At 69.6% G+C, this 23,300-nt stretch carries 23 protein-coding genes and 1 riboswitch; of the genes, 5 read left to right on the top strand and 18 right to left on the bottom strand.

All coding sequences use genetic code 11. From position 1 onward, the window contains the following. The first annotated feature begins 27 nt into the window (after positions 1 to 27). The 3 genes from ATL41_RS11000 to ddaH are packed head-to-tail and all read left to right on the top strand — an operon-like array spanning position 28 to position 2,089. Entirely contained in the window at positions 28 to 537 is a 510-nt protein-coding gene (locus tag ATL41_RS11000; RefSeq protein WP_098458510.1) for an OsmC family protein, read from the top strand. Positions 538 to 539: 2 nt separating this feature from the next. Next, positions 540 to 1,280: a hypothetical protein gene (locus tag ATL41_RS10995; protein WP_098458509.1), complete on the top strand. Its 741-nt coding sequence runs from the start codon at positions 540 to 542 to the stop codon at positions 1,278 to 1,280. Between the two features lie 2 nt (positions 1,281 to 1,282). Then, complete coding sequence (gene ddaH / locus ATL41_RS10990) at positions 1,283 to 2,089, top strand: dimethylargininase (RefSeq protein WP_425432672.1); 807 nt, start codon at positions 1,283 to 1,285, stop codon at positions 2,087 to 2,089. A 164-nt stretch (positions 2,090 to 2,253) separates the two neighbouring features. Here ddaH and ATL41_RS10985 read toward each other — a convergent pair whose 3' ends face one another. The 3 genes from ATL41_RS10985 to ATL41_RS10975 form a co-directional block, all read right to left on the bottom strand. Beyond that, positions 2,254 to 3,243 carry a universal stress protein gene (locus ATL41_RS10985; RefSeq protein WP_098458508.1) on the bottom strand — a complete coding sequence of 330 codons (990 nt, stop codon included), beginning with the start codon at positions 3,241 to 3,243 and terminating at the stop codon, positions 2,254 to 2,256. A 225-nt stretch (positions 3,244 to 3,468) separates the two neighbouring features. Beyond that, positions 3,469 to 4,281, bottom strand: coding sequence for a C40 family peptidase (locus ATL41_RS10980; protein ID WP_098458507.1), 813 nt, complete (start codon positions 4,279 to 4,281; stop codon positions 3,469 to 3,471). After that, positions 4,269 to 4,419: riboswitch (cyclic di-AMP (ydaO/yuaA leader) on the bottom strand. Its footprint overlaps the gene before it by 13 nt. Before the next feature lie 140 nt (positions 4,420 to 4,559). Beyond that, positions 4,560 to 5,261, bottom strand: coding sequence for an iron-dependent transcriptional repressor DtxR (locus ATL41_RS10975; protein WP_098458506.1), 702 nt, complete (start codon positions 5,259 to 5,261; stop codon positions 4,560 to 4,562). Between the two features lie 84 nt (positions 5,262 to 5,345). Between ATL41_RS10975 and serC the strand changes: the two genes are divergently transcribed. Next, a complete protein-coding gene (gene serC / locus ATL41_RS10970; RefSeq protein ID WP_219810394.1) occupies positions 5,346 to 6,467 on the top strand; it encodes a phosphoserine transaminase in 1,122 nt (373 codons plus the stop codon). 97 nt (positions 6,468 to 6,564) lie between these two features. Continuing rightward, positions 6,565 to 7,431, top strand: coding sequence for a glucose-1-phosphate thymidylyltransferase RfbA (rfbA, locus tag ATL41_RS10965; RefSeq protein ID WP_098459065.1), 867 nt, complete (start codon positions 6,565 to 6,567; stop codon positions 7,429 to 7,431). 213 nt (positions 7,432 to 7,644) lie between these two features. On the opposite strand, the gene ATL41_RS13200 is transcribed toward rfbA, so the two are convergent. From ATL41_RS13200 to ATL41_RS10895, 15 genes are all read right to left on the bottom strand, one after another. Next, entirely contained in the window at positions 7,645 to 7,785 is a 141-nt protein-coding gene (locus ATL41_RS13200) for a hypothetical protein (protein WP_169924560.1), read from the bottom strand. Further along, a complete protein-coding gene (locus ATL41_RS10960) occupies positions 7,778 to 8,665 on the bottom strand; it encodes an acyltransferase family protein (protein WP_098458505.1) in 888 nt (295 codons plus the stop codon). Before ATL41_RS10960 ends, ATL41_RS13200 begins: the two co-directional genes overlap by 8 nt. Positions 8,666 to 8,674: 9 nt before the next feature. Beyond that, a complete protein-coding gene (locus ATL41_RS10955; protein ID WP_169924559.1) occupies positions 8,675 to 10,921 on the bottom strand; it encodes a glycosyltransferase family 2 protein in 2,247 nt (748 codons plus the stop codon). Between the two features lie 104 nt (positions 10,922 to 11,025). Then, the gene (locus ATL41_RS10950) at positions 11,026 to 13,644 is read right to left on the bottom strand and encodes a bifunctional glycosyltransferase/CDP-glycerol:glycerophosphate glycerophosphotransferase (protein ID WP_098458503.1); all 2,619 of its coding nucleotides are present in this window, start codon (positions 13,642 to 13,644) and stop codon (positions 11,026 to 11,028) included. Positions 13,645 to 13,727: 83 nt separating this feature from the next. Beyond that, positions 13,728 to 15,071 (bottom strand): MFS transporter, encoded by a 1,344-nt coding sequence (locus ATL41_RS10945; protein WP_098458502.1) that lies wholly within the window; start codon positions 15,069 to 15,071, stop codon positions 13,728 to 13,730. Next, a complete protein-coding gene (locus tag ATL41_RS10940) occupies positions 15,068 to 15,523 on the bottom strand; it encodes a MarR family winged helix-turn-helix transcriptional regulator (RefSeq protein ID WP_098458501.1) in 456 nt (151 codons plus the stop codon). Before ATL41_RS10940 ends, ATL41_RS10945 begins: the two co-directional genes overlap by 4 nt. 77 nt (positions 15,524 to 15,600) lie before the next feature. Then, positions 15,601 to 16,641 carry an LCP family protein gene (locus tag ATL41_RS10935; RefSeq protein WP_245854780.1) on the bottom strand — a complete coding sequence of 347 codons (1,041 nt, stop codon included), beginning with the start codon at positions 16,639 to 16,641 and terminating at the stop codon, positions 15,601 to 15,603. 88 nt (positions 16,642 to 16,729) lie between these two features. After that, positions 16,730 to 17,917 carry a mannose-6-phosphate isomerase, class I gene (manA, locus tag ATL41_RS10930; RefSeq protein WP_098458500.1) on the bottom strand — a complete coding sequence of 396 codons (1,188 nt, stop codon included), beginning with the start codon at positions 17,915 to 17,917 and terminating at the stop codon, positions 16,730 to 16,732. Between the two features lie 86 nt (positions 17,918 to 18,003). Then, the gene (locus ATL41_RS10925; protein ID WP_098458499.1) at positions 18,004 to 19,464 is read right to left on the bottom strand and encodes an NCS2 family permease; all 1,461 of its coding nucleotides are present in this window, start codon (positions 19,462 to 19,464) and stop codon (positions 18,004 to 18,006) included. Positions 19,465 to 19,622: 158 nt separating this feature from the next. Further along, positions 19,623 to 20,108 carry a hypothetical protein gene (locus ATL41_RS10920; RefSeq protein ID WP_098458498.1) on the bottom strand — a complete coding sequence of 162 codons (486 nt, stop codon included), beginning with the start codon at positions 20,106 to 20,108 and terminating at the stop codon, positions 19,623 to 19,625. After that, a complete protein-coding gene (locus ATL41_RS10915; RefSeq protein ID WP_219810393.1) occupies positions 20,105 to 20,473 on the bottom strand; it encodes a response regulator in 369 nt (122 codons plus the stop codon). Before ATL41_RS10915 ends, ATL41_RS10920 begins: the two co-directional genes overlap by 4 nt. A 13-nt stretch (positions 20,474 to 20,486) precedes the next feature. Continuing rightward, entirely contained in the window at positions 20,487 to 20,960 is a 474-nt protein-coding gene (locus tag ATL41_RS10910; RefSeq protein WP_098458497.1) for a chemotaxis protein CheX, read from the bottom strand. Further along, positions 20,957 to 21,340 (bottom strand): response regulator, encoded by a 384-nt coding sequence (locus tag ATL41_RS10905; protein WP_098458496.1) that lies wholly within the window; start codon positions 21,338 to 21,340, stop codon positions 20,957 to 20,959. Before ATL41_RS10905 ends, ATL41_RS10910 begins: the two co-directional genes overlap by 4 nt. Next, positions 21,337 to 22,158: a CheR family methyltransferase gene (locus ATL41_RS10900; RefSeq protein WP_098458495.1), complete on the bottom strand. Its 822-nt coding sequence runs from the start codon at positions 22,156 to 22,158 to the stop codon at positions 21,337 to 21,339. Before ATL41_RS10900 ends, ATL41_RS10905 begins: the two co-directional genes overlap by 4 nt. Continuing rightward, positions 22,155 to 23,264, bottom strand: a complete 1,110-nt coding sequence (locus tag ATL41_RS10895) for a protein-glutamate methylesterase/protein-glutamine glutaminase (protein ID WP_219810392.1) — start codon at positions 23,262 to 23,264, stop codon at positions 22,155 to 22,157. The genes ATL41_RS10900 and ATL41_RS10895 overlap by 4 nt, the downstream gene beginning before the upstream one ends. Positions 23,265 to 23,300 lie beyond the last annotated feature (36 nt).

Genomic DNA, 23,300 nt, shown 5'->3' with positions numbered 1-23,300 from the left:
GTCGCAGGGCCGTGGAAAACTGAGCCCATGACCATCGACCCCGCTCTCGCTGCCGCCCTCGCCGAGGAATCCGTCCCTGCCGTCGCCCCCGACGCCGTCTGGATCGAGCGCGTCGGCCCCCGCCAGTACGCCGGCTTCAACGGCCGCGGTGCCCGCGTCGCGATCGGCTCGACGGAGCATGACGGCCGCTTCACCCCGGGCGAGCTCCTCAAGCTCGCGCTCGTCGGCTGCACGGGCCTGTCCTCCGACGTCTCGTTCGCGCGACGCCTCGGCCCGGACTACAAGGCACGCATCGACGTCACGTCCGTGAAGAACGTCGAGGAGGAGCGCTACACCGAGCTCGTCGAGAAGCTCGAGGTGGACCTCTCCGCCCTCGAGCCCGACGCCCGCGACCGCCTGCTGACCGTCGTCAGCCGTGCGATCGACGCGAGCTGCACGGTCGGCCGCACGATCAAGTCCGGCGCGACCGTCACCCTGAGCGTCATCGACGAGGCCTCGGGCGAGACGGTCGCCCACACGTCCGAGGACGGCATCTGACGATGGCCCCCGCCGCGCAGATCTCCGGGACGGGCCCCGACGACCGCACCGCGCTCGAGGCCGCTCTCGACAAGGCGATCCGGGTCCCGTCGCCCGTGATCCGCGCGCACGTCGACCGGCTGACGGCACGCAACCCCGAGGCGAACGCCGAGCAGATCCTCGCGCTCCTCGAGAAGGAGCTCCTCCGCGTCGTCACCTCGACCGGGGCAGCCGTCGGCGCGGCGGCCGCCGTCCCGGCGGTCGGCACCGCAACCGCTGCCGCGCTCACGGTCAGCGACCTCGCGGCCTTCTTCGCGGCGTCGGCCGCGTACACGCTCGCGGTCGCGGACGTGCACGGCATCGCGGTCGACGACGTCGAGCGGCGACGGGCGCTCGTCCTGGCGACGGTCCTCGGCGAGGACGGCACCAAGGCGCTCACGTCCGCGGGCATCAGCCCGGTCGCGTGGGGTCGCGTCCTGGTCGCGGCCGCGCCGTCGAACACGATCAAGCGCGTCAACAAGGTGCTCACGGGACGCTTCCTCAAGCGCTACCTCGCGAAGCAGTCGGGCCTCGCGCTCGGGCGGCTCGTGCCGTTCGGCGTCGGCGCCGCGGTCGGGGCGATCGGCGGCCGTGCGCTCGCCAAGGGTGTCGTCCGACAGGCGGCAGGGGCGTTCGGCCCACCGCCCCTGCGCGTCGGAGAGCCGGCGCGCGTCGTCGAGCCGGCGCCTCCGGCGGACGCGTCGCGCCAGGTCGAGGGAGCGTGACGGTGGCCCGCTATCTCATGTGCCCGCCGACCTACTTCACCGTGTCGTACGAGATCAACCCGTGGATGGACACCTCCGTGCCGGTGGACCAGGCGAAGGCCGTCGCCGAGTGGGAGCGGCTGCGCGACGTCCACAGGGACCTCGGGCACACGGTCGAGCTGATCGACCCGCTCCCCGGGCTGCCGGACATGGTCTACGCCGCCAACGGCGCGACGGTCGTCGACGGCGTCGCGTACGAGGCCAAGTTCTCGCACGTCGAGCGCGCGGCCGAGGGGCCCGCGTACCTCGCGCGCCTGGCCGAGCTCGGCTTCCACCCGCACGAGGCCGCCGAGACGAACGAGGGCGAGGGCGACCTCCTCCTCGTGGGTGACCTGCTGCTCGCCGGGACCGGCCTGCGCACGTCGCGCGAGGCGCACGCCGAGGCGAGCGCCGTCCTCGGGCGCGAGGCTGTGACGCTCGAGCTCGTCGACCCGCGCTTCTACCACCTCGACACCGCGCTCATGGTGCTCAAGGGGCTCGACGGGGGCCCGGAGGTCGACGTCGCCTACCTGCCGGGCGCATTCAGCGGCCCGTCGCAGGAGCGCCTGCGGGACCTCTTCCCCGACGCGCTGCTCGCGACGGAGGAGGACGCGGCGGTGCTCGGTCTCAACGCGGTGAGCGACGGCGAGCACATCGTCATGTCGGCGCGCGCGCCGCGCCTCGCCGGCGCGCTCGAGGAGCGCGGCTACACGCCCGTCCCGGTCGACCTCCCCGAGCTGCTGCTCGGTGGTGGCGGGGCCAAGTGCTGCACGCTCGTCCTGCGCGGCTGAGCAGCGACTTATCGGGGCCACGGCGCGCTCGCGCCGAGCGTCGTGCCATGCGGGGCGCGCCTCTCCCCTGCCTGACGAGGGCACGTGGACCGAGGTGCCCCCAGCATGGGCTCGCCCCTCTCCTGCTTGACGAGGCCGCGCACGCTGAGGGGTGCTAGCGCCCGTCAGCCGGGCGAGCCGGCGCTCTGGGACGACGGGACGGCGTCGTTCGACTTCTTGGTGACGACCATGACCGGGCACTTGGCGTGGTGCAGCACCGCCTGCGACGTCGAACCGAGGAGCAGGCCCGCGAAGCCCCCGCGACCGCGTGAGCCGACGACGACGAGGTCGGCCGCGGTCGAGAACTCGGTGAGCAGCTCGGCGCCCGTGCCGTCGAGGACGATCCGGCGGACCTTCTGCCCCGGGAAGTCCTGCAGGACACGGTCGACGATGACGTTGAGGCCCTCGGCGACGTCCGCGAGGACGGCCTCGTGGTCGACAGCGGCCGGGAGCCAGGCGAGCATGCCCGCTCCCGCACCCACGGGGACACCGGCGACGGCGACGAGCTCGCAGTCCCAGATCTTCTGCTGGCGCAGGGCTGCACGGATGGCGCCCTCGGCGGTCGGTGACCCGTCCATGCCGACGACGATGCGACGGATGGGGAACAGCGGGCGCTGGTCGACCGGCTCGAGGCCCGCGTTGGACGCGACGGAGGAGATCGCGGTGCGCTCGCCGTCCTCACCCAGGTAGGGCACGACCACGGTCGGGCAGTGACTGTGGGCGGGCAGCGCGGAGGAGACGGTGCCGAGCAGGCGGCCGGCGAAGCCTCCGTGCCCGCGGGTACCGACGACGACGAGGCGGTGCTCGCGGGACAGGTCGACGAGGACGCCAGCGGGGTCGCCGGTCGTCACGGATGCCCGTACCTCGACGCCGGTTGCCTCGGCGCGCGCCTTGGCCTCTTCGAGAACGGCCTTGGCGCCGTCGAGGATCGCCGTGTCGTCGAGAGCGGCGTAGCCGCCGTCGAGGCTCGCGGCGGTGAAGGACGGAAGAGAGTAGGCGCAGACCACGTGCAGCGGCCATCCGAGGCGGAGCGCCTGGGCAGCGGCCCAGTCGAGCGCGTGCAGGCTCGGCGAGGAACCGTCCACCCCCACCAGGACCACGTCACGGTGCGTCATCTGCGAGCTCCTCTCTGAGTTCCGCGGTCGGCGCTCGTCGCGCCGACCGTGCTTCGACTTTACCCTCTCATCACCACGCCTATGCCCTGCTGGGCGCGGGTCTCACCCCTGATATCGGGCCGCGCGGGTCGGGCCCGGCGCTAGCGGGCGCCGGTTGCACGCCGGGCATGACAAAGGCCCGGACCGTCAGGTGCGGTCCGGGCCTTCGTCGAGCTGTCTCGATGCTCAGCCGATGCGGATGAACGTCGGGTTCGACTGCCAGATCTTGCGGAACTGGATCGTCTTGCCCGGGCGCGGGGCGTCGATCTGGGTGTTGCCACCGGCGTAGATCGCCACGTGACCGGGGGTCCAGATGAGGTCGCCTGGCTTGGCCTGGCTGCGCGGGACGACCGTGCCGACCGAGCGCTGGGCACCCGAGCTGCGCGGGAGGTTGATGCCGAGCTGCGCGTACACGTAGCTCGTGAAGCCGGAGCAGTCGAAGCCGTTCGGCGTCGTGCCGCCGTAGACGTACGGGACGCCGACGTAGCGGGACGCGATCTCGATGACCGCGGAGCCGGAAGCCGCAGCGGGAGGCGCGGTCTTCTTCTCGGCCTTCGGGGCCGCCTGGCTGTTGTTGTTCTCGACGGCGGTGCGCGCCTGGCTGCGGGAAGCGGCCTCGTTGACGCGGGGAGCCTCGACGGTCTGGCGGACCTCGGGGGCCGGCTTGACCTTGACCGGCTTGACCTTGGCGGCCGAGACGGACCACGACGCGTCGGCGACCGTGACAGCGGGGGCCGCCTGCAGCTGCGCGCGAGCCTGCGACGTGAGAGCCGAGACATCTGCCGTGCCGATCGACACCTTGGAGTCGGTGGCGGCGCTGGCAGAGGTGCCGAGCATCGAGACGAGGAGTCCGGAGGTCGCGGCGACGGCGACGGTGCGCTTCCCCGCGGTGCTGAGGTTGTCCCCCGCCGCGTCGACGATGACCTGGCTGATGGGGCGACGGGCCGCGCGGTGCTTTGCGCGAGTCGTGCTGATCGTCACGTGGTAGTGCCTCTCCATGAACGCCTACGAAGTTAGCTGTCGGGTTCGGGCTAGAGAGCTGCCCGGCCGACCGGCGAACCGGCCGACTTCACCCCAAGGCTCCGGTGGTGCTGGAGCCGTTGGTGGTTCCCCCGCCTCTGCCAGCGGTCTTGGTGCGTCACCCGCAGTGGCAGAGCTCGGCGTCTGCGGGTGAGCCTCTACCGGGGTTCCGGTTGAAGCCAGATCGAAGGTACCCCATCGGGTGAAGAAATGTCACGCTCCGGTCACGACAATTTTCCGAGGGGTTCGGACGCCCGTCAGGCAGCCACGAAGATGTGCCGTGAGACCTCTGCGGGGAGCTCCAGGATGGTGTCCTTGCCCTCCGCCGTGACGGTGAGGTCACGGCCCGTCGACGTCAGCTCGACAGTGCCACCGGGCACGACGCCGGCGGACGCGAGACGCCCCAGCAGCACGACGTCTGTCTGCAGCGGTTCACCCAGCCGGGCGACCTGCACGGTGCGGCTCTCGCCGTCGGCCAGGGTGCCGCTGACGACCGTGAGAGAGACCACGCCCTCGAGGAAGCCCTGCTCGGGACGTTCGTCCCCGAGCTCGCCCAGCCCCGGGATCGGGTTGCCGTAGGGCGAGTGGGTCGGGCGGTCGAGAAGGTCGAGGAGGCGCATCTCCACGCGGTCGCTCATGACGTGCTCCCAGCGGCAGGCCTCGTCGTGGACGTACTCCCAGTCGAGACCGATGACGTCGGTGAGGAGACGCTCCGCGAGACGGTGCTTGCGCATGACGCGCATCGCCTTCGCGTGGCCGACCTCGGTCAGCTCGAGGTGCCGGTCGCCCGAGACGACGACGAGCCCGTCACGCTCCATGCGCGCCACAGTTTGGGAGACCGTCGGCCCCGAGTGCCCGAGGCGCTCCGCGATGCGGGCGCGGAGCGGCACGATGCCCTCTTCGGCCAGCTCGTAGATAGTCCGGAGATACATCTCGGTGGTGTCGATGAGGTCGCTCACGCTACCCAGCCTCCTGTTGTCGGTGTCCCGCCACAGTTTAGGCGAACGGGGTGTCAGCACGAGCCTCGCCGCTATCCTCGGAGGGTGCCCGAGACGATCCAGATCCCCACCGAGCTCCTTCCCGCTGACGGCCGCTTCGGCTCAGGCCCCTCGAAGGTCCGTGACGAGCAGGTCGCGGCCCTCGCCGCGGCCGGGCGCTCGCTCCTCGGCACGTCGCACCGGCAGGCGCCGGTCAAGGACGTCGTCCGCCGGGTACGCACAGGCCTTGCAGAGCTGTTCGACCTCCCCGACGGTTACGAGGTCGCGCTCGGCAACGGTGGCGCGACGGCCTTCTGGGACGTCGCCACGTTCTCGCTCGTCGAGGACCGCGCGTCGCACGCCGCCTTCGGCGAGTTCTCCTCCAAGTTCGCCAAGGCGACGTCGGCCGCGCCATTCCTTGCCGACTCGCTCGTCCGCACGGCCGAGCCGGGCACCGTCGTCCTGCCCGAGGTGCGCGACGACGTCGACCTCTACGCGTGGCCGCACAACGAGACGTCGACGGGCGCGATGGCTCCCGTAGTCCGGCCCGAGGGATCGGAGGGCTCGCTCGTCGCGATCGACGCGACGTCCGGCGCCGGCGGCCTCGCCGTCGACGTGTCGCAGACCGACGTCTACTACTTCGCGCCGCAGAAGGTCTTCGCGTCCGACGGCGGCCTGTGGCTCGCGATCCTCTCCCCCGACGCCGTCGAGCGCGCCGAGCGGCTCGCCGCCGAGCGGTGGATCCCGGAGATCCTGTCCCTCAAGATCGCGGTCGACAACTCGCGCCTCGAACAGACGCTCAACACCCCCGCCGTAGCGACGCTCGTCATGCTCGCCGAGCAGGTCGAGTGGCTGAACGCTCAGGGCGGTCTCGCGTGGTCGGCCGAGCGCTGCTCGCGCTCCGCCGCGGCCCTCTACGACTGGGCGGAGTCCCGCGACTGGGCGACGCCGTTCGTGACCGATCCCGCCGCGCGCTCGAACGTCGTCGCGACGATCGACCTCGACGACGCGATCGACGCGACCGCCGTCGTCGCCGCGCTGCGCGACAACGGCGTCCTCGACGTCTTCCCGTACCGCAAGCTCGGCCGCAACCAGCTGCGCGTCGGCGTCTTCCCCGCCGTCGAGCCCGACGACGTCGCGCGCCTCACCCAGGCCGTGGACTACGTCGTGGAGCGGCTGCGCGGCTGAGAGGCGGGGCGCTCGCTAGCGCCGGCAGGCGCCAGCCACCCGACGGGCTGCGTCGGGTGAGTGCGGCTGGACCTGCTCGTACGGCATTATGGTCGGCATGCGCGGAATCATCCTGGCTGGCGGCTCAGGCACACGGCTCCACCCGATCACCCTCGGCGTCAGCAAGCAGCTGGTCCCCGTGTACGACAAGCCGATGATCTACTACCCGCTGTCGACTCTCCTGCTCGCGGGCATCCGCGACGTGCTCGTCATCACGACGCCGCACGACGCCGATCAGTTCCAGCGCCTCCTCGGTGACGGGTCGCAGTTCGGCATCTCGATCCAATACACGGTGCAGGCCGAGCCGAACGGCCTCGCGCAGGCGTTCGTGCTGGGCGAGGACTTCATCGGTGCCGAGAAGTGCGCGCTCGTGCTGGGCGACAACATCTTCTACGGGCACGGCCTAGGCGACCAGCTGCAGGCGTACACGGACGTCGAGGGCGGGGCGGTCTTCGCGTATCGGGTCGCGAACCCGTCGGCGTACGGCGTCGTCGAGTTCGACGACGACTGCCGGGCGATCTCTCTCGAGGAGAAGCCGGCCGTGCCGAAGAGCTCGTACGCGGTTCCGGGACTGTATTTCTACGACAACGACGTCGTCGAGATCGCCAAGGCCCTCGAGCCGTCGGCGCGCGGAGAGTACGAGATCACGGACGTCAACAAGGAGTACCTGCGCCAAGGGCGCCTCCAGGTCGCGGTGCTGCCTCGAGGCACGGCGTGGCTCGACACGGGCACGTTCGACTCCCTGCTCGAAGCCTCCGACTTCGTCCGCACGATCGAGAACCGGCAGGGTATGAAGATCGGCGCGCCTGAGGAGATCGCATGGCGGCGCGGGTTCCTCACGGACGACCAGCTCGCGGAGCGCGGCCGCGAGCTCGAGAAGTCGGGTTATGGGGCGTACCTGCTGGGGCTGCTCGACGGGGCGTGAGCCCTCGCGCAAATGCCATGTCGAACGCTCCTCGGGCACGGCGCCGAGTAGGCGCCATCGCCTCATTACACCTGGCGCTGCGATGTTCCACGAGAACTCCCCGCACGCGTGCCGCCTCCACCCGGTCTCCATTGGATCTTGCTCCACTCGTCGCGTCGTCGCCCCCCTCATAAGTGTCACCTCGCCCATTCCGGCCCGCTTCGCGCCAAGCAGTCAACGCACAGCAGGAACGAGCTGCTGCGACAGCCTCGCAGCAGGCTGAACCACGAAGTTCTCGAACGGACGGTGCAGTGCGAGCGACAGGACGGTCGCAATCACCACCAGCGCCGCCGTGAACCACGGCTCGTCACGCATCGTGTCGAAGTCGAGCCCCGCGTACTGCACGGCCCGGGTCGTCGCAGAGATGAACATCATGTGGAGGATGTAGACGGTGGACGCCCGCCCCCCCGAGTCTCGAGAGCACCGACGGGCGGGTGCCCGCTCGCACCGCGTAGGCGCCGAGCGCGTAGGCAGCCACCAAGATGAGCAGGTCCTTCGCGCTCCCCGCACCGAGATAGCGCAGGAGCGTGTACACCGCCAGGGCCCCCGCCATGACAGCGACGTGGCGCCACGAGCCCTGGATCGAACGTTCCGCTATGAAGACCCCGAGCGCGAGGAACACGAGCGCTCGCGGGAAGCCTCCGGAGACCACAAGCGCCGACAGGTCGACGAACCCGCTGAGCGACACCACCCAGACAGCCCCGCCGACCGCGAGCATCGTGCCCGCCGACGCACCACGGGAACGCATGAGAGCAAGCAGCAGCCCCGCGGCCGCACATGCCACGAGGTACCAGAGATGAACCTCCGCCAAGTCACCCCGGACGAAGGTGCTCATGCTCCAGTCCTTCACGACCGATCGCAGGCCGCTGCGAAGCCCCCGGTCAAGGAACAGCCTGTCCGTCACGACGCGCACCACATCGACCACGACATAGATGCCGGTCGCAACCAGGTAGAGCATGAGGACCTTCGCCGACCACGCGACGATCCCGCGTGCGTCCTTGCGTGCGAGGAAGTACCCGGAGAGCACAAGAAATATGGGGACGGCGATGTCGAGCGCGCCGCGGTAGACGTCGTACGTCCAGAACGACCGCTGCTCCGATGTGTACATGTACCAGGAGGCATGAATGGCGACGACCATGACGACCGCGACGAACTTCACCGAGTCGATGCGGTGCAGGTGCTCAGGCTTGGTCACGCGCCGACTCTAGCGGCCTGTCGTCGCGTCGCGTGCCCTTCGGAGCATCAGGTGCTCGATACGCAGCTCAAGTGCGTCGGCGCGCACGAGGACGCGGACGTCATAGGCATGTGTCGGCGCGAGGAAGGGCTGTGCGTCGAGCACTCTGTCGTGGACCCGCAGGGATACCGGAGGCCCCCCGGGCTCGACGAGCTGGAGCCGGACACTCGTCACGCTCGGCGCGACGTCACCGTCCTCCTCCTCGGAGTGCGGGACGTCGAACCTCACGACATGCGGTGACGATGCCGTTATCTCGAGCCCGACCTCGCCGCCGGGCTCACGGCGCACCGCGACCCAGCGTGACCCCGCGGGCACGTCAGCAAGCCCCGCCTCGGCGAGCTCGAGCTCGATCATCGAATCGGTCGTCCGGACCTCGGTGAGCAGCAGACGCGGTCCGGGAATCGCGTGGAGCGTCCCGCGCGACGCGCGCGCGACCCCTCGCGGCAGACGGCGACCCACTGCGGCGCGGGCGAGCGGTCTCAGGTCTTGCTCACCCACCGTCACCTCGAGCGGCGCATCCGCCGCCAGGGCGGCAACGGTCGGCATCGCGACCGTCCACGCGCCGTCGCCCGGTAGGAGTGCCACGCTCGACCCGAACCGCGGTCGAGTCACCTCGTCGGTTGCCGTGAACGCTAACCGCAGGCGACCGTCGAGGACGGTGACGTCGTCCACGATGACGAGAGCCCGTGCCTGGCGAAGGACGAATCCTCCTGCCTCCGAGACGACGGGCGTGATGCTCACCGGGCCCACGAGGTCAGGGGTCGGGCGCGGCGCGCGCGTGCCCGTGCCGGGCACGATCCGCACGTCCACCGTGACACCCGCCGCGAGGTCGGCGTGTGCCCCGACATGCACCTCGACCTGGTCCCGCAGGGCGCGCGCGAGCTGTTCGCGCGGCACCCGGACGAGCACGTCGAGCTCCGAGCCCGTGCGGGGCGCGTCGACACGTCGTCGGGCCACCGCGAGTGCTGGCGCAGCGACCCGCACCAGCGCATCGGAACCGGATGACAGCGTCAGGGAGACCGACTCCGGCCCGACGGAGACGCCTGGGACGCGGAGCGTGCCACGGACGAGAAGCGCACCCTCGTCCCATGCAAGACGGGTCACGACAAAGGTCGATGGTTCGGTCGGGAGCATCGTCGCGAGCCAGTCCGGCAGTGGCGGCGCGAGGACGATACGCCCCGGGTCAGCAACAACGAGGCCTCGTGCCGCCGAGCCGTCGGATCGGGTGAGCAGAGGCGGCCGGCGCCGCTCGAGGTCGTCGGTCAGAGAAGCCAGGGCCGGCCAGTCACGGTGCGCCGCATACCAGAGGGCAAGACGCCGATGGGCGCGGACACGACCACTCCAGCGGAGCCTGAAGGACTCCGACCCTTCAGCCAGCTCGAGGTACCGCGCGGCGGTCGTGGCGAGGAGGTCCCGGTACTCGTCGGACGCCGTCCCACCGTGGGCCAGGTAGGGCGAGAGATCGAGGTCGAGCACGCGAGCGAGCCAGAGGCCCTGCTCCTCCTCCGTCCCTTCAGCCTCAAGGACCTTCCACGCCTCGGCCTTGGCGCGCGCACGGTCAGCGAGGTTCGCGAGCTCGTCCTTCGGCTGGCTCGACGACCCTCGGTCCTCCCGCCGACGCCAGCGGTACGTCACCTGCGCGAGCACGTCGAAGCGCGAGCCGCCCAGCAGCGCCCTGAGCATCGGGACGTGATCCTCGAAGACCATGCCCTCGGGAAACGCCTGCACCCGCTTGTCCCAGAACGAGCGCCGATAGACGCGGTTGCACGCGAGGATGTCTCGCATCGCCTCCGGCATGTCGGCGAGCGTCGTGCCCCGCACGTCTGCGCGGTGGACCGCACGAGCCCAACCCGGGACCCACGCCCGCTCCGAGTCGAACCGCTCGACGTTGCCGAGCGCCATGTCGGAGCCGGACGCCTCGAGCGAACCGACCATCGCGGCATAAGCGTCGGACGGGACGACGTCGTCAGCATCCATGAACGTCACGTACTCACCCTGCGACCGCGCGAGCGCGTGGTTGCGCGCCGCGCCCTGGCCACCGTGCGGCACCTCGAGCACCGTGAAACGCGGGTCGTCCGCGGTGAGAGAGCGGGCGAGGGCGAGCGAGCCGTCCGTCGAGCCGTCGTCCACGAGGAGCACCTCGAGGTTGTCGTACGTCTGCGCGCGCAACGACCCGACGGCCTCGGCGAGGAAACTCTCCACGTTGTAGAACGGCACGATCACACTGAGCAGTGGTCCTGCCTCTGTCGCACCGGGGCTCCTGCGCGGCGGTGCTCGGAACAAGGACGCCAAGGTAGAGCGGAGGCCTCTGCTCGGCAACTTCACCGCGAGAGCCTCCCCAACTCGAACGCCTCATTCACCCCCATCGTTGATCGGACACGGCGGGGTAGCTTTTCGATCGCCTTGACGATGCGTGCAGAGGCCCTACCATCGCGATACGGGAATGCCCTCGCGAGGCGTTGCTCGTACTCGGCGGGCACACCGTCACGCAACAGCGAGACAATCGCATCCTCAGCCGCAGCAAGATCGAGGACCACGGGGCCGAATCCGTCACGCTCATAGTCGAAATAGCCTGGGCGGCCCTGATGAGCGCCACGGAGCACCCGATCCGCATCGAAGTGGAAATAGACGACAGGCCGCTCGAGATACGCCGCATTGAATGCCGTGGACGAATGATCCGTCACGAGCACCCGCGCCCTCGCAAACGTGCGCTGGATCGAGCCTCCGTCGTACGCGAGCCGCTCGACGTGGTCAGGGAGATCAACGTTTCGCATAAGACGCGCCATGTTGGGATGCGGGAGCAAGCCGATGCGCACCCCGGCCTCGCGGCACGCAACTGCCACCCGCTGCGAACGGACGAGCCCCAGCCAGTTTCGAGCGAACTCGGTCTCGGCGAACTCGTCGAAGGTCCGGTCGCCTTCGCCTGCGTCGCGCCCCAGCAGCGGCGCGAGCCACTGACGCCACGTCGGAGCCACGAGGACGAGGTCCTTCTCCTCGTCGTGGAGTTGTCCAGCGATCGCGCGGAGCCGGTCGAAGCGCGGCAGCTCCGTGAGCCTCACCTCTCGAGACGTGAAGACGTATGGCGACCCGTCCTGAACGATCGAGTCGAATTCGTCCTGCGTACTTGTTACAAATAGGTCGATGGGCTTCCCGTTGAGCCACCGACTGATGTCGTCCTTGATAACGCCGTGCTGCAGGAAGGTGAACCGCCACCGCTCGGGGGAGACGAGCCCACGAAGCTGGGGAGGATTGACGATCGGACGATCGATGTGACTCGAGATCATGTGGTCCGCATTACACATGAGCAGTCGCCACGCCAGGGAGCCGTGCGCAACGACGCGCTTGTACCCCTCACGTCGAAGTCGCGCGAAGTCAGGCGAGTCTTTGGCAACGACGAACCAAGCGTTGATATCGCGACGCTTCGCGCGCAAGTACCTGAACAGGATCTCCGCGGAGTCATCCGCATCAGTGATGCGGTCCATGAGCACCCATGCGTTGCCGAACAGTCTCCTCACGATCCTCGAATCGGCGAGGCGACGCTCGCGCGCCTTCTTACGCTCCTCCCTCCGCACCGCCCTCCGCTTCGCTGGTGTGCGCCTGGCCGCGTCCCCCACTGGAGCAAGGGCCTTGATAAGCCGGCCCGCCTGCATCGGACTGTTCGCGAAAGTCCGCGCGTTCTCGTAGTTGCCCCGCTGCTCGACGACGCGTCCGTTAAGCTCGATCATGATCTCGCCACGCGCCTTGACCCAGAAGATGCGCTCGTACAGCATCGTGCGGCCAAAGAACGAGATGCTGCGGGTCTTCGCGACCTCCGGCTCGACAACGGCGCCGCGGTGTCGCACTACCTCGGTCGGCTGCTCGCCGACGTACCTGTACGAGAACTTGACGCGGCGTGGAAAGAGCTCGGTCTGGCGGACGACGACGAACTCGTCGTGCCATCTCGTGTCCGAGAGACCATGGAGCAGAAGTGCACGCCAATGCGACGCGAACGCTGTCGTGGAGTAGGTCTTGATCACGGCAGGGTCAAGATGCTGGAGAAGGCTGCGGAGATGGCCCACGAACTCGTCCGCGAGCTCCCGCAGCACCCCGGCACTCTGCGACGCGATGGCGTCCTCCGACTTGAGGACCCAGCTGAGCTCGTACAACACGTAGGTCTGGATCCAGGGACGAGCGTAACGCTCGCCGTCTGCTGTTCCCGCCCGAAGCACGTCAAGATACCCGAACTCCATGACGTCCGTGAACCGGCGCGGGTCAGCGAGACTCGACTGCATGGACGAGGTGCCCGTTGCTCTCTTGCGGTAGTAGTACTTGGCTTCTGGCAAGAACCCGACGAGCGGCCGCTCACAGCCAAGCAGGTAGTGGATGACGAAGTGGCCGTCCTCGAAGTTCGGCCTGATGCGCTCGTCGAACGTCAGGCGACTTGCATGTAGCCTGCCGGTTCGCATGAAGGCAGCGGGCACGCTCCCGAAGAACCTGTCCGCTCGGAGGTCGAGGTCGAGCAGCTCCGCTCCGTAAGCAAAGTGCGCCTTCAGCGGGTGGGTCGCGGTGATCCGGCCCGACTTCTCCATGTGTACGAGCCGGTTCGTCGCGACAAGCTCGGTTGTCGGGTGATCGTCGACGAAGCGGCTCACATGCTCGAAGTACTCGGGGTTGACAGTGTCGTCCGGATCGATGAACGTCACCCACTCGCCCCTCGCCAGCGGGATGCCGGCATTGCGCGCGGAACCCTGCCCGCCGTTCTCCTTACGGATCACCCTGACGTCGAAGGTCCCCTCCCTCGCCCAGCGCTCGAGCCGTTCAGCCGAACCGTCGCTCGATCCGTCGTCGACAGCGATGACCTCCAGCTCGCCATGCGGGATCGTCTGCGCCTCCAACGACGCGATGAACTCGTCGAGGTAGCTCTCGACGTTATAGACGGCCGTGACGAGCGAGAAGCGCACGCCATCCTCCTAAGGGATCGTGGGTATCGGGCCTCAGATTAATCCAGAACAGAGCGCGCACGAGACACGGTGAGCCTTCATGCCTACGCGGCCGTCGCCGTGTCCCGCGCCTGCTCGTCCGCCTCAGAGCCGGCCACAGCAGCGCGCGAGTCATGGTCGGGGACCGGCGACAGGTACCGCACCTGGACGTGGGGGCGGGACCGCACCCGGTAGCGCAGCTCGAAGTTCCAGTGCTTGCGCGTCCAGAGGAGAGCGCCGACGGCCACGACGAGCGACGCGATCGCGCCCACGCCGATCGACCAGCGTGCACCGAACGTCTCGCCGATCCAGCCGACGAGCGGCGACCCGAGCGGAGTCGAGCCCATGAGCACCATCATGTAGAGCGACATGACGCGGCCACGGAACGCGGGGTCGGTGCTGACCTGGATCGCAGCGTTCGCCGACGTGAGCATCGTCAGCGTGCAGAACCCGACGACGATCGACGTGATCGCGAACGTCGTGTAGGTCGGCATGAGGGACATGGCGCCGGCCGCGAGGCCGAACGCGAAGGCCGCCCCGATGACCAGGCGCACGCGCGGACGCTTGCGCCGCGCCGCCATGAGCGCCCCGCCGAGCGAGCCGATCGCAAGGATCGAGCCGAGCATCCCGTACTCGCCCGCCCCCTTGCCGAACACGGTCGTGGCCATGAGCGCGGACGTGAGCTGGAAGTTGAGGCCGAGCGACGACACGACGCCCGCGACGATCATGATGACGAGGATGTCGGAACGGTGCCGCACGTAGGCGACGCCTGCGCGCAGCTGGCCCTTCGCGCGCTCGACGCGCGGCCGGGGGCGCAGCTCGGAGCGGCGCATGAGCATCATGGCGCCGATCGTCGCAGCGAAGGACACCCCGTTGATGACGAACACCCAGCCGGTGCCGCCCACGGCGGCGATCAGCAGGCCGGCGACACCAGGGCCGATCATGCGGGCCGCGTTGAACGACGCAGAGTTCAGCGCGACGGCGTTCGGCAGCCCGGAGTCAGGGACCATCGACGTGACGAACGTCTGCCGGGCCGGACCGTCGAAGGCGGTCGCGACGCCCAGGAGCGTCGCAAGTATGTACACGTGCCACAGCTCGGCACGGCCGCTCAGGACGAGGCCACCGAGGGCAAGAGCGAGAACACCCTGCGCGCCCTGCGTGACCATGAGCAGACGGCGGTTGTCGAGGCGGTCAGCGAGCACGCCCGCCCACGGGGACAGCACGAGGGCGGGAGCGAACTGCAGCGCGGTCACGATGCCGACAGCGACGCCGGAGCTGTCCGACAGGTCGGTGAGCACCAGCCAGTCCTGGGCGACGCGCTGCATCCAGGTGCCGATGTTGGCGACGAGTGCGGCGACGAACCACACGCGGTAGTTGAAGAACTTGAGGGAGGCGAAGGTCTGGCTCATGCGTTGGCGATCCGTGTCATCAGTTTCGTAGCGTCTGCGAGAAGGGCCCGCTCGTCCGGGGTGAGTGCACCGAGCTGCTGGGTCAACCACTGGTCGCGCCGGCGGCGGACCTCGCGGATCACCGCGCGGCCCCCGTCGTTCAGCTCGACGAGCACCTGGCGGCGGTCCGTCGGGTGGTCGACCTTCGTCACGAACCCCAGCTCGGTGAGGTGCGCGACGGTGCGGGTCATCGCCGGCGGGCGCACGTGCTCGTGGTCCGCGAGCGCGCCAGGCGACATCGACCCGTGACGGTCGAGCGCGGTCAGGACGCCGAGCTGGCCCTCCGAGAGCGACTGCTCGCCTCGGGTGGCGCGCATCCGACGGTTGACCTTGGTCAGGGCTGCCGCGAGGTCACGTCCGAGCGAGGCCTGAGAGGTCCCGCGTCGCTTCGGCTTGCTGCACTCGTCGTCCATACCCACAGATCGTTACCTTAGTTCATTACCTGAGGTAAAGACAGAGGGGTCTGCGTCACTAAGACCTGCGCCTGGCGCTACCGGACGACGTCTCCCAGGAGGTTGAGCTCCTCGGCGTTGTCCCGGACGTAGACGTCCACCGTGTCGTCCGCGATCGTCTCGGCGAGCAGCTCGAGCCCCCCGTGGTCCAGCTCGACGATCGACTGCTTCCCGTCAGGGCTCCACCCGAAGCCCGCGAGCGGCACCGTCAGCAGCGCCACGTCGTCGCCCCGCAGGTGCCTCAGGCTCGTCGCGAGCGACAGCAGCGCACCCCGGTCGAGCTCGTCGTCGACCGCCACCGCGCCCGTGACGATCTCGACGAGGTTCGCGAGCCGCACCGGGTTCGTCAGCGTCCCGGTCGTCGCCGCCTCCTGCACGATCGACCGCATCCACGCCTGCTGCCGCTTCATCCGGTCGAGGTCCCCACCAGGCAGGCCGTACCGCTGCCTCGTGTAGGCGAGCGCCTGCTCCCCGTCGAGCCGCTGGTCGCCCGCCTCCACGACGAGCTTGCCCCGGGAGAACGTGTCCTCCGGCACGGACACCTGGACGCCACCGAGCGCATCCGTCAGGTCCTTGAACGACTCGAAGTCTGCGACCGCGAAGTGGTCGATGCGCACGTCCAGCAGCTGCTCCACCGTGCGGATCATCAGCGCCGGCCCGCCCCACGAGTAGGCCGCGTTGATCTTCGCCTCGCCGTGCCCAGGGATCGGCACCCACGAGTCGCGCGGGATACCGACGACCGTCACGTCCCGCCGGTCAGCGGCGACGTGCACGACCATGATCGCGTCCGTGCGCTGCGCCCCGACCACCCAGTCCTCAGGGTCTCCTGCCGAGATGCGCGAGTCCGAGCCGAGCACCAGGAAGTTGAGCGGCGTCTCGTCGCCCTGCGCGACCTCCGGCGGCACCGTCGGCCGCTGCGCGTCGTCGAGCTCCGCGAACGGGTCACCGATGCGCTCGATCCGGCTGTCCGCCCACAGGACGGCACCCGCGACGATCCCCGCCCCCACGACGAGGAGCCCCGCCATCGTCAACGCCACCACCGTCAGCACACGCCGACGCCCCCACCTGCCTCGCACCATGCGTCCAACGTAGGGCGCCCCTCCCCGGGCTCGCCTCGCACTCGCCCCGACCTCACACCGCCGCCCGCGAAGACCACCCCAGGCCGGCTCACGGAACGAAGACGACGACCGCCTCCCCGTCACCACGCAGCTCGAGACGCCCCGCCGCGTGCGGCACGAACACCGACTCGCCCTTCGTCAGCGCGAGCTCCGACCCGTCGGCAGCACGCAGACCGAGCGAACCCCTCGTGCACACGGCGACGCGCGGACCGTCCTGCGTCACGTACTGCGGCCCGCCGCGCGCAGGCGCGGCGAGCGCGAGCGCGAACTCCCGCGCATCCGCGCGGATCGTCGCAGGCTGACCGCTCCTCCCCGGGACGGGAGCAGGGCGCACGACCGGACCGTCGTCGTACACCGTGCACTCGAGCAGCGCCGCGACGTCGATCTTCTTCGTCGTCAGGCCTGCCCGCAGCACGTTGTCCGAGCTCGCCATCGTCTCGAGGCCCAGCCCCGCGAGGTAGGCGTGCACGACGCCGGCACCGACGAACGCGCTCTCCCCCGGCTCGAGCGTGAAGCGGTTGAGCATGAGCGACGCGACCGCCCCCGGGTCGCCCGGGTACCAGTGCGCGAGCGCGACCACCGTCCCGTACGCACGATGGTCGCCGAACCCCGTGAGGAGCTGCGACTCGCAACCCTTGACCGTCTCCTCGATGTCCTCAGGACTCACCGTGCCGCGAGCCGCGAGGACCGCCTCGAACGCTGCCTGCGTCCCGAGAGACGAGGAATCGGCCAGCAGCGCACCCCGGATCATCTCCGCGAGCGGCCCCCCGAGCGGCTCGAGCAGCTCGAGCACACGGCGAGGGCTGCGGAACCCGCACAGCCCTTCGAAGCGCGTGAGCGCGAGGATCATCTCCGGCTTGTGCTGATCGTCGTGAAAGCTGCGCTCGGGAGCCGTGAGCGGCGTCTGCGCCGCGTTCTCACGCGCGAACCCCGCAGCGGCCTGCTCCCGGTTCGGGTGCACCTGCAGCGACAACGGGCGCGACGCGGCGAGGATCTTGAAGAGGAACGGCAGGCGCACGCCGTGCTCGCGCGCGACGCGCTCGCCGAGCATCCGCTCCGGGTCCGACTCGATCATCTCGACGAGGCTCCGGCCGCCCGCCCACGACGGCGAGGAAGGGTGCGCGCCCATCCACACCTCTGCGACCGGGCGCCCGTCGGGCTCGGTGCCCAAGAAAGCAGGGATCGCCGACGTCGACCCCCAGTCGTAGTACTTCACCGCGTTCGTCAGGCGGTACATCGAGCCCCTTCCCGAGCCGCGTCACCAAAGACCTGCGGCCCCGCACGCTTCAAGCGTACGGGGCCGCAGGACGTCAACCAGGAAGCCTAGCCGAAGAGGGCCTGCAGGGGCTCGATCGCGAAGTACGCGACGAACATGAGCGACGCGACCCACATGAGCGGGTGGATCTTGCTCGCCTGCCCCTTCGCGAGGCGGACGACGACGTAGGCGATGAAGCCGACGCCGATGCCCGCGGTGATCGAGTAGGAGAACGGCATGACCGCGAGCGTGAGGAACGCGGGGATCGCGATCTCCGGCGCCTTCCAGTCGATGTCGAGGACCTGGGTCATCATCAGGTAGCCGACGATCACGAGCGCGGGCGCGGCCGCCTCGTTCGGGATGAGCTGGACGACGGGCGCGAGGAACGTCGAGAGCAGGAAGCACACACCCGTGACGACGGACGCGAGCCCCGTGCGGGCACCGGCCGCGACACCCGACGTCGACTCGACGTAGCTCGTGTTCGACGACGCGGACGCCATGCCGCCGACCGCGGCGGCGACGGAGTCGACGACGAGGATCTGCGTGGCCTTGGGCGGGTTGCCCTCGGCGTCGAGCAGCTTGGCCTCGGAGCCGACGGCGACCATCGTGCCCATCGTGTCGAAGAAGTCCGCGAGGAGCAGCGAGAAGACGAGGAGCAGCACGGCGACGACGCCGAGCTTGCCGAACGAGCCGAACAGCGAGAACTGGCCGAGCAGCGAGAAGTCCGGCACCGCGACCGGAGAACCGTCGAGGCCCGGCACGTTGAGGTTCCAGCCCTTGGGGTTGTCGACGGACGACCCGAGCTTCGCGACCGCCTCGACGACGAACGCGAGGACGGTGCCCGCGACGATCGCGATGAGCAGCGCGCCGCGCACACCGCGGACCGTCAGGACGATCGCGATGACCAGGCCGACGACGAACACGAGGACCGGCCACGTCTGCAGCGAGCCGCCGATACCGAGCTCGAGCGCGACGCCGCTCGGCGCCTTGCGGACGAAGCCTGCGTTGACGAGACCGATGAGCGTGATGAACAGGCCGATGCCGACCGAGATCGCGACCTTGAGGGTGCGCGGCACCGCGCGGAAGACCGCGGTGCGGAAGCCGGTGAGGACCAGGATCAGGATGACGAGGCCCTCGAGGACGACGACGCCCATCGCGTCGGCCCAGGTCATCTCGGGCATCGCGGCGATCTGGAAGGCGACGACCGCGTTGAGGCCGAGGCCTGCGGCGAGCGCCATCGGGAAGTTCGCCACGAGGCCCATGAGGATCGTCAGCACGCCCGCCGCGAGCGCGGTGACCGCCGCGACCTTGGCCAGGTCGGGCGCTGCGCCGCCGCCGAGGAACTGGCCGGTGCCGTCCTGGACCGTGCCGATGATCAACGGGTTGAGAGCCACGATGTAGGCCATCGCGAAGAACGTGACCAGGCCGCCGCGGACCTCGGCGGCGATCGTCGAACCGCGCTCGGTGATCTTGAAGAACCGGTCGACAGCGCCCCTCGGCGCCGTCGACGTGGAGGGGGAGGAAGTCATGCGCGCATATTCCCACGGGAGCGCAAGTTCATGCGGCGTCCTCCCACCTGCTGGGCGCACCGCCGCCCACGGCCCACGAGAGAGGCGGCCGCCGCGAGGCCTCGGCGCGAGGGCCGTGGCGTCGCGGTCAGCCGAGGTGCTGGCGCTGACGCTCCGGATCAGTCCGGGGCGACGACCACGGACAGCGCGCCGCCGCCGTAGCCCGGGATCTCCATCGTCACGTCGAGTCGTGGGACGTACGCCATGAGCAGCTTCTGGACGTCCCCCGGCACAGCCTGCCCGGGAGGCGTGACGTTCGTCAGGCGCAGGTGCGGAGCACCGTCGGCGTTGAAGAGCGACGCCATGACGTTGAGGATCTCGGAGAAGTTCTCGATCTGGGCCGCGGACATCTCCTTGTACTTGATGGAGGCCTCGACCTCCTTCGCCGGGATCAGGCCGATCGCGGAACCGGCAGCCGAAGCGAGGCCGATGTCCGCGGCGACGATCGCAGCGAGCTGCATCTGGTCGTCGACGTACTCGGCGACGCACGCGCCCTTCGCCGGGTCGACCATCGGGCCGCCCGTCTTGGTGTCGAAGTCACGACCGACGAGGCCCTCGAGGAGCTCACGGACCTCGAGCGCTGCGGGGAGCGGGGTGCCGTTCATGCGAGCAACGGGTCGATCGCGTCGCGGAACGCCTCAGGCGTGAACGGCTTGGCCACGAGGAACAGCGCCCCCTCGGCGTCCGCCTGCTCGCGCATCTCGGCGGACCCTTCGGACGTCACGAACCCCAGCGGGATGTCGCTGCCCTGGGCGCGCAGGGCCTGCAGCAGCTGGATGCCGGTCATCCGCGGCATGTTCCAGTCGGACAGGATCAGGTCGGGCTGCTCGGCGAGCGCCATCTCGAGCGCCTCCTGGCCGTCCGACGCCTGGCTGATCTGCCAGTCGTCGTACCCGGCCTGGCGCAGCGTCCGGATGACGATCTGCCGCATGACGCGGCTGTCGTCAGCGACGAGAACGTTCAGCTCCATGAACCTCTTCCTCTCAGACCAGCATCCACAGCGAGATGACGAAGCACGCACCTCGCCACGCGAGCGGAGTCTGCGCCACCATCATCTCGTGAGCGAGCACGGGCGGCTCGGCGGCCACGGTCGGCAGCGTCAGCTCGGCGTGCTCGGGCAGCAGCGACTTGAGGTTGCCGCCGACGACGTTCGCGATCTCACCGAACGCGTCGACGAGGTCCTCCTCGCCCACCGGCTCGTCGGGCTCCATGCGCAGCAGGGCACGGACGACCAGGTGGGCGTCTGCCTCTTCCGCCCGCACCATGGTACGCACGCCGTGGGACGAGTCAGCACGCCGCATGTCGACCCAGGCCGTCACGGGGTTCGCGAACGACTCGGGCGCGACGCCCTCGTGGACGAGCACCTCGCCGTCGTCGATCAGCGCGGCGAAGACGTCCTGGGCGACGCCCAGGATCTGTGCAGGGTCAGCGATCAGGGTGGTGTCGAGGGCGCTCATCGGACCTCCTGGACGGGGAGCAGACCAAGCAGCTCCAGCTTGTCCCGGAGCGCGTCCGGGGTGAACGGTTTGATCAGGTACTCGTGCGCGCCGGCGGCGAGCGCCCGCACGATCTGCGCGTGCTCGCCCTCCGTCGTGACCATCATGAGGGTGATGTCGCGCCACTCGGCGCGCTCGCGCACCTTCGTGACGAACGTCAGGCCATCCATGACGGGCATGTTCCAGTCGATGCAGCACAGGACGACGCCGTCGGTCGCCTCGAGCGCATCGAGGGCTTCCTGCCCGTCACCGGCTTCGATCGCCTCGTACCCGATACCTCGGAGCACGGAGGAGACGATCCGGCGCATCGTGCGCGAGTCGTCGATGACAAGGGCCTTCATGAGTCTCTCCCTGTTCCCAGGCGGTAGATGGAGCTTCGGTCGACCTGAATTCGTTCCCACGTGTCGTCGACGCCGACGGTGGTCTCGGCGGCGCCGAGGACCAGGTAGCCGCCGGGGCGGACGACGCTGCGCAGGCGGCGCAGGATGTCTTGCTTGACGGGCAGCTCGAAGTAGATGAGCACGTTGCGGAGGAACACGATGTCGAACGGCCCACCGGTCGGCGGGGCGTTGAGCAGGTTGTGCTTGAGGAACTTCACGCGCGAGCGCAGGTCCTTGCTGATCTCCCACTGGGCGCCGACGCGCGTGAAGTGCTGCACGAGGTACTTCGCGGGCAGGCCACGGTTGACCTCGAGCTGTGTGTACGAGCCGGACCTCGCCTTCTCGAGCACCTCGCTCGACAGGTCGGTCGCGGTGATCTCCGCGCGCACGGACGGCGGCAGCACCTCGTCGAGCGTGAGCGCGATCGAGTACGGCTCCTGCCCGGTCGAGCACGCGGCGGACCAGATCCTCAGGGTCGGCAGGATCCGTCCCTCGAGGAGGCTCGGCACGATGTGGTTCGTGAGCGCGGTGAACGGCTGCATGTCTCGGAACCACGACGTCTCGTTCGTGGTCATGGCCTCGACGACGAGCTCCTGCTCGTCGATGTCCGTCCGGTGCCGCAGGTCGGCGATGTACTGGTCGACCGACTTGCCCGTCCGGCGGGCCAGCGGCAGCAGCCGCGACTCCACCAGGTACTCCTTGCCCGGGGCAAGGCTGATGGCGCTCCTGCGCCGCACGAGGTCGGCGACGAACGAAAAGCTCTCGGATGTGAGCGTCATGCCGTCCTCCCTTCGATGAACTGGTCTGCGCGGGTGACCCGCGCGGTGATCGCTTGGGCGATCTCGTCGATCGGCAGGATCCGGTGCGTCGCGCCTGCGGCGGCGACGGCTCCCGGCATGCCCCACACGACCGAGGTCTGCTCGTCCTGCGAGATGACGGTGCCGCCGGCCTGGACGATCTCGCCCGAGGCGACCTTGCCGTCCGACCCCATGCCCGTGAGCACGACGCCGAGGATGTCCTTGCCGTAGCAGGCGAGGACGGACTGGAACATCACGTCGACGCTGGGCCGGCAGAAGTTCACGGGCGGTTCCTGGTGCAGCTTGATCTGCGTGTTCGCCGAGCGGCCCGCGAGGACCATGTGCCAGTCGCCCGGGGCGACGTAGATGGTCCCGGCGCGCGGCACCATCCCGTCGGTTGCCTCGACGACGGTGGAGGGGCCCATGCGGTCGAGGCGCGCCGCGAGCTGCGCCGTGAACACCGGCGGCATGTGCTGCACGACGAACACCGGCACGGGCAGCGGCGCCTGGAGACCCGACACGAGCCGCGAGAGGGCCTCGGGCCCTCCGGTCGAGGAGCCGACGACGACGGCGCGCACGGGGTGCGCGGTCGCCTTCGGCAGCGTCGCGGCCTTGCGGACGACCGGCTCGGGCGTCCCCGCCGGGGCGCCTCGCCGGGCCGCGGGCAGCGAGCTGCGCAGCGACCGCGGCGCGAGCGCCCGGATCTTCGGGCCGAGCTGCTCGGCGACCTGCTTGAGGCTCTCCTGGACGGAGCCGACGTTCGCCGGCTTCGTGACGTAGTCCGTCGCGCCCGCGGCGAGCGCGTCGAGCGTCGCGGTCGCACCGCGCGCCGTCAGCGTCGAGAACATGATGATCGGGACGCGGACACCCTTGGCGCGCAGCGCCCGGACGGCCTCGACACCGTTCATCTGCGGCATCTCGACGTCCATCGTGACGACGTCGGGACGCAGCTGCTCGAACTTGCTCAGCGCGAGCTGGCCGTTCGCCGCGGTGCCGGCGACCTCGATGGCCGGGTCGCTCTCGAGCGCCTGGACGACGAGCCGACGGATCACGACAGAGTCGTCGACCACGAGAACCCTGATCGCCATCAGCTGTTCCTCCTGTCGTCCCGGTCGCCCGGGAGC

It is taken from the genome of Flavimobilis soli, assembly GCF_002564025.1.
GTDB lineage: Bacteria > Actinomycetota > Actinomycetes > Actinomycetales > Cellulomonadaceae > Flavimobilis > Flavimobilis soli.
The sequence above is the reverse complement of the archived record's forward strand: the minus strand, read 5'-3'. Positions and strand labels throughout refer to the sequence as shown.

Bases quoted from the DNA above. Each gene is read 5' to 3' on its own strand.
- ATL41_RS10945 (WP_098458502.1), bottom strand. From the start codon at position 15,071: ATGAGCCAGACCTTCGCCTCCCTCAAGTTCTTCAACTACCGCGTGTGG.
- ATL41_RS10895 (WP_219810392.1), bottom strand. From the start codon at position 23,264: ATGGCGATCAGGGTTCTCGTGGTCGACGACTCTGTCGTGATCCGTCGG.
- ATL41_RS10980 (WP_098458507.1), bottom strand. From the start codon at position 4,281: ATGGAGAGGCACTACCACGTGACGATCAGCACGACTCGCGCAAAGCAC.
- ATL41_RS10940 (WP_098458501.1), bottom strand. From the start codon at position 15,523: ATGGACGACGAGTGCAGCAAGCCGAAGCGACGCGGGACCTCTCAGGCC.
- ATL41_RS10995 (WP_098458509.1), top strand. From the start codon at position 540: ATGGCCCCCGCCGCGCAGATCTCCGGGACGGGCCCCGACGACCGCACC.
- ATL41_RS10935 (WP_245854780.1), bottom strand. From the start codon at position 16,641: ATGGTGCGAGGCAGGTGGGGGCGTCGGCGTGTGCTGACGGTGGTGGCG.
- ATL41_RS13200 (WP_169924560.1), bottom strand. From the start codon at position 7,785: ATGCGTGACGAGCCGTGGTTCACGGCGGCGCTGGTGGTGATTGCGACC.
- ATL41_RS10915 (WP_219810393.1), bottom strand. From the start codon at position 20,473: ATGGAGCTGAACGTTCTCGTCGCTGACGACAGCCGCGTCATGCGGCAG.
- ATL41_RS10900 (WP_098458495.1), bottom strand. From the start codon at position 22,158: ATGACGCTCACATCCGAGAGCTTTTCGTTCGTCGCCGACCTCGTGCGG.
- ATL41_RS10910 (WP_098458497.1), bottom strand. From the start codon at position 20,960: ATGAGCGCCCTCGACACCACCCTGATCGCTGACCCTGCACAGATCCTG.
- ATL41_RS10920 (WP_098458498.1), bottom strand. From the start codon at position 20,108: ATGAACGGCACCCCGCTCCCCGCAGCGCTCGAGGTCCGTGAGCTCCTC.
- manA (WP_098458500.1), bottom strand. From the start codon at position 17,917: ATGTACCGCCTGACGAACGCGGTGAAGTACTACGACTGGGGGTCGACG.
- ATL41_RS10925 (WP_098458499.1), bottom strand. From the start codon at position 19,464: ATGACTTCCTCCCCCTCCACGTCGACGGCGCCGAGGGGCGCTGTCGAC.
- rfbA (WP_098459065.1), top strand. From the start codon at position 6,565: ATGCGCGGAATCATCCTGGCTGGCGGCTCAGGCACACGGCTCCACCCG.
- ATL41_RS10985 (WP_098458508.1), bottom strand. From the start codon at position 3,243: ATGACGCACCGTGACGTGGTCCTGGTGGGGGTGGACGGTTCCTCGCCG.
- ATL41_RS10905 (WP_098458496.1), bottom strand. From the start codon at position 21,340: ATGAAGGCCCTTGTCATCGACGACTCGCGCACGATGCGCCGGATCGTC.
- ATL41_RS11000 (WP_098458510.1), top strand. From the start codon at position 28: ATGACCATCGACCCCGCTCTCGCTGCCGCCCTCGCCGAGGAATCCGTC.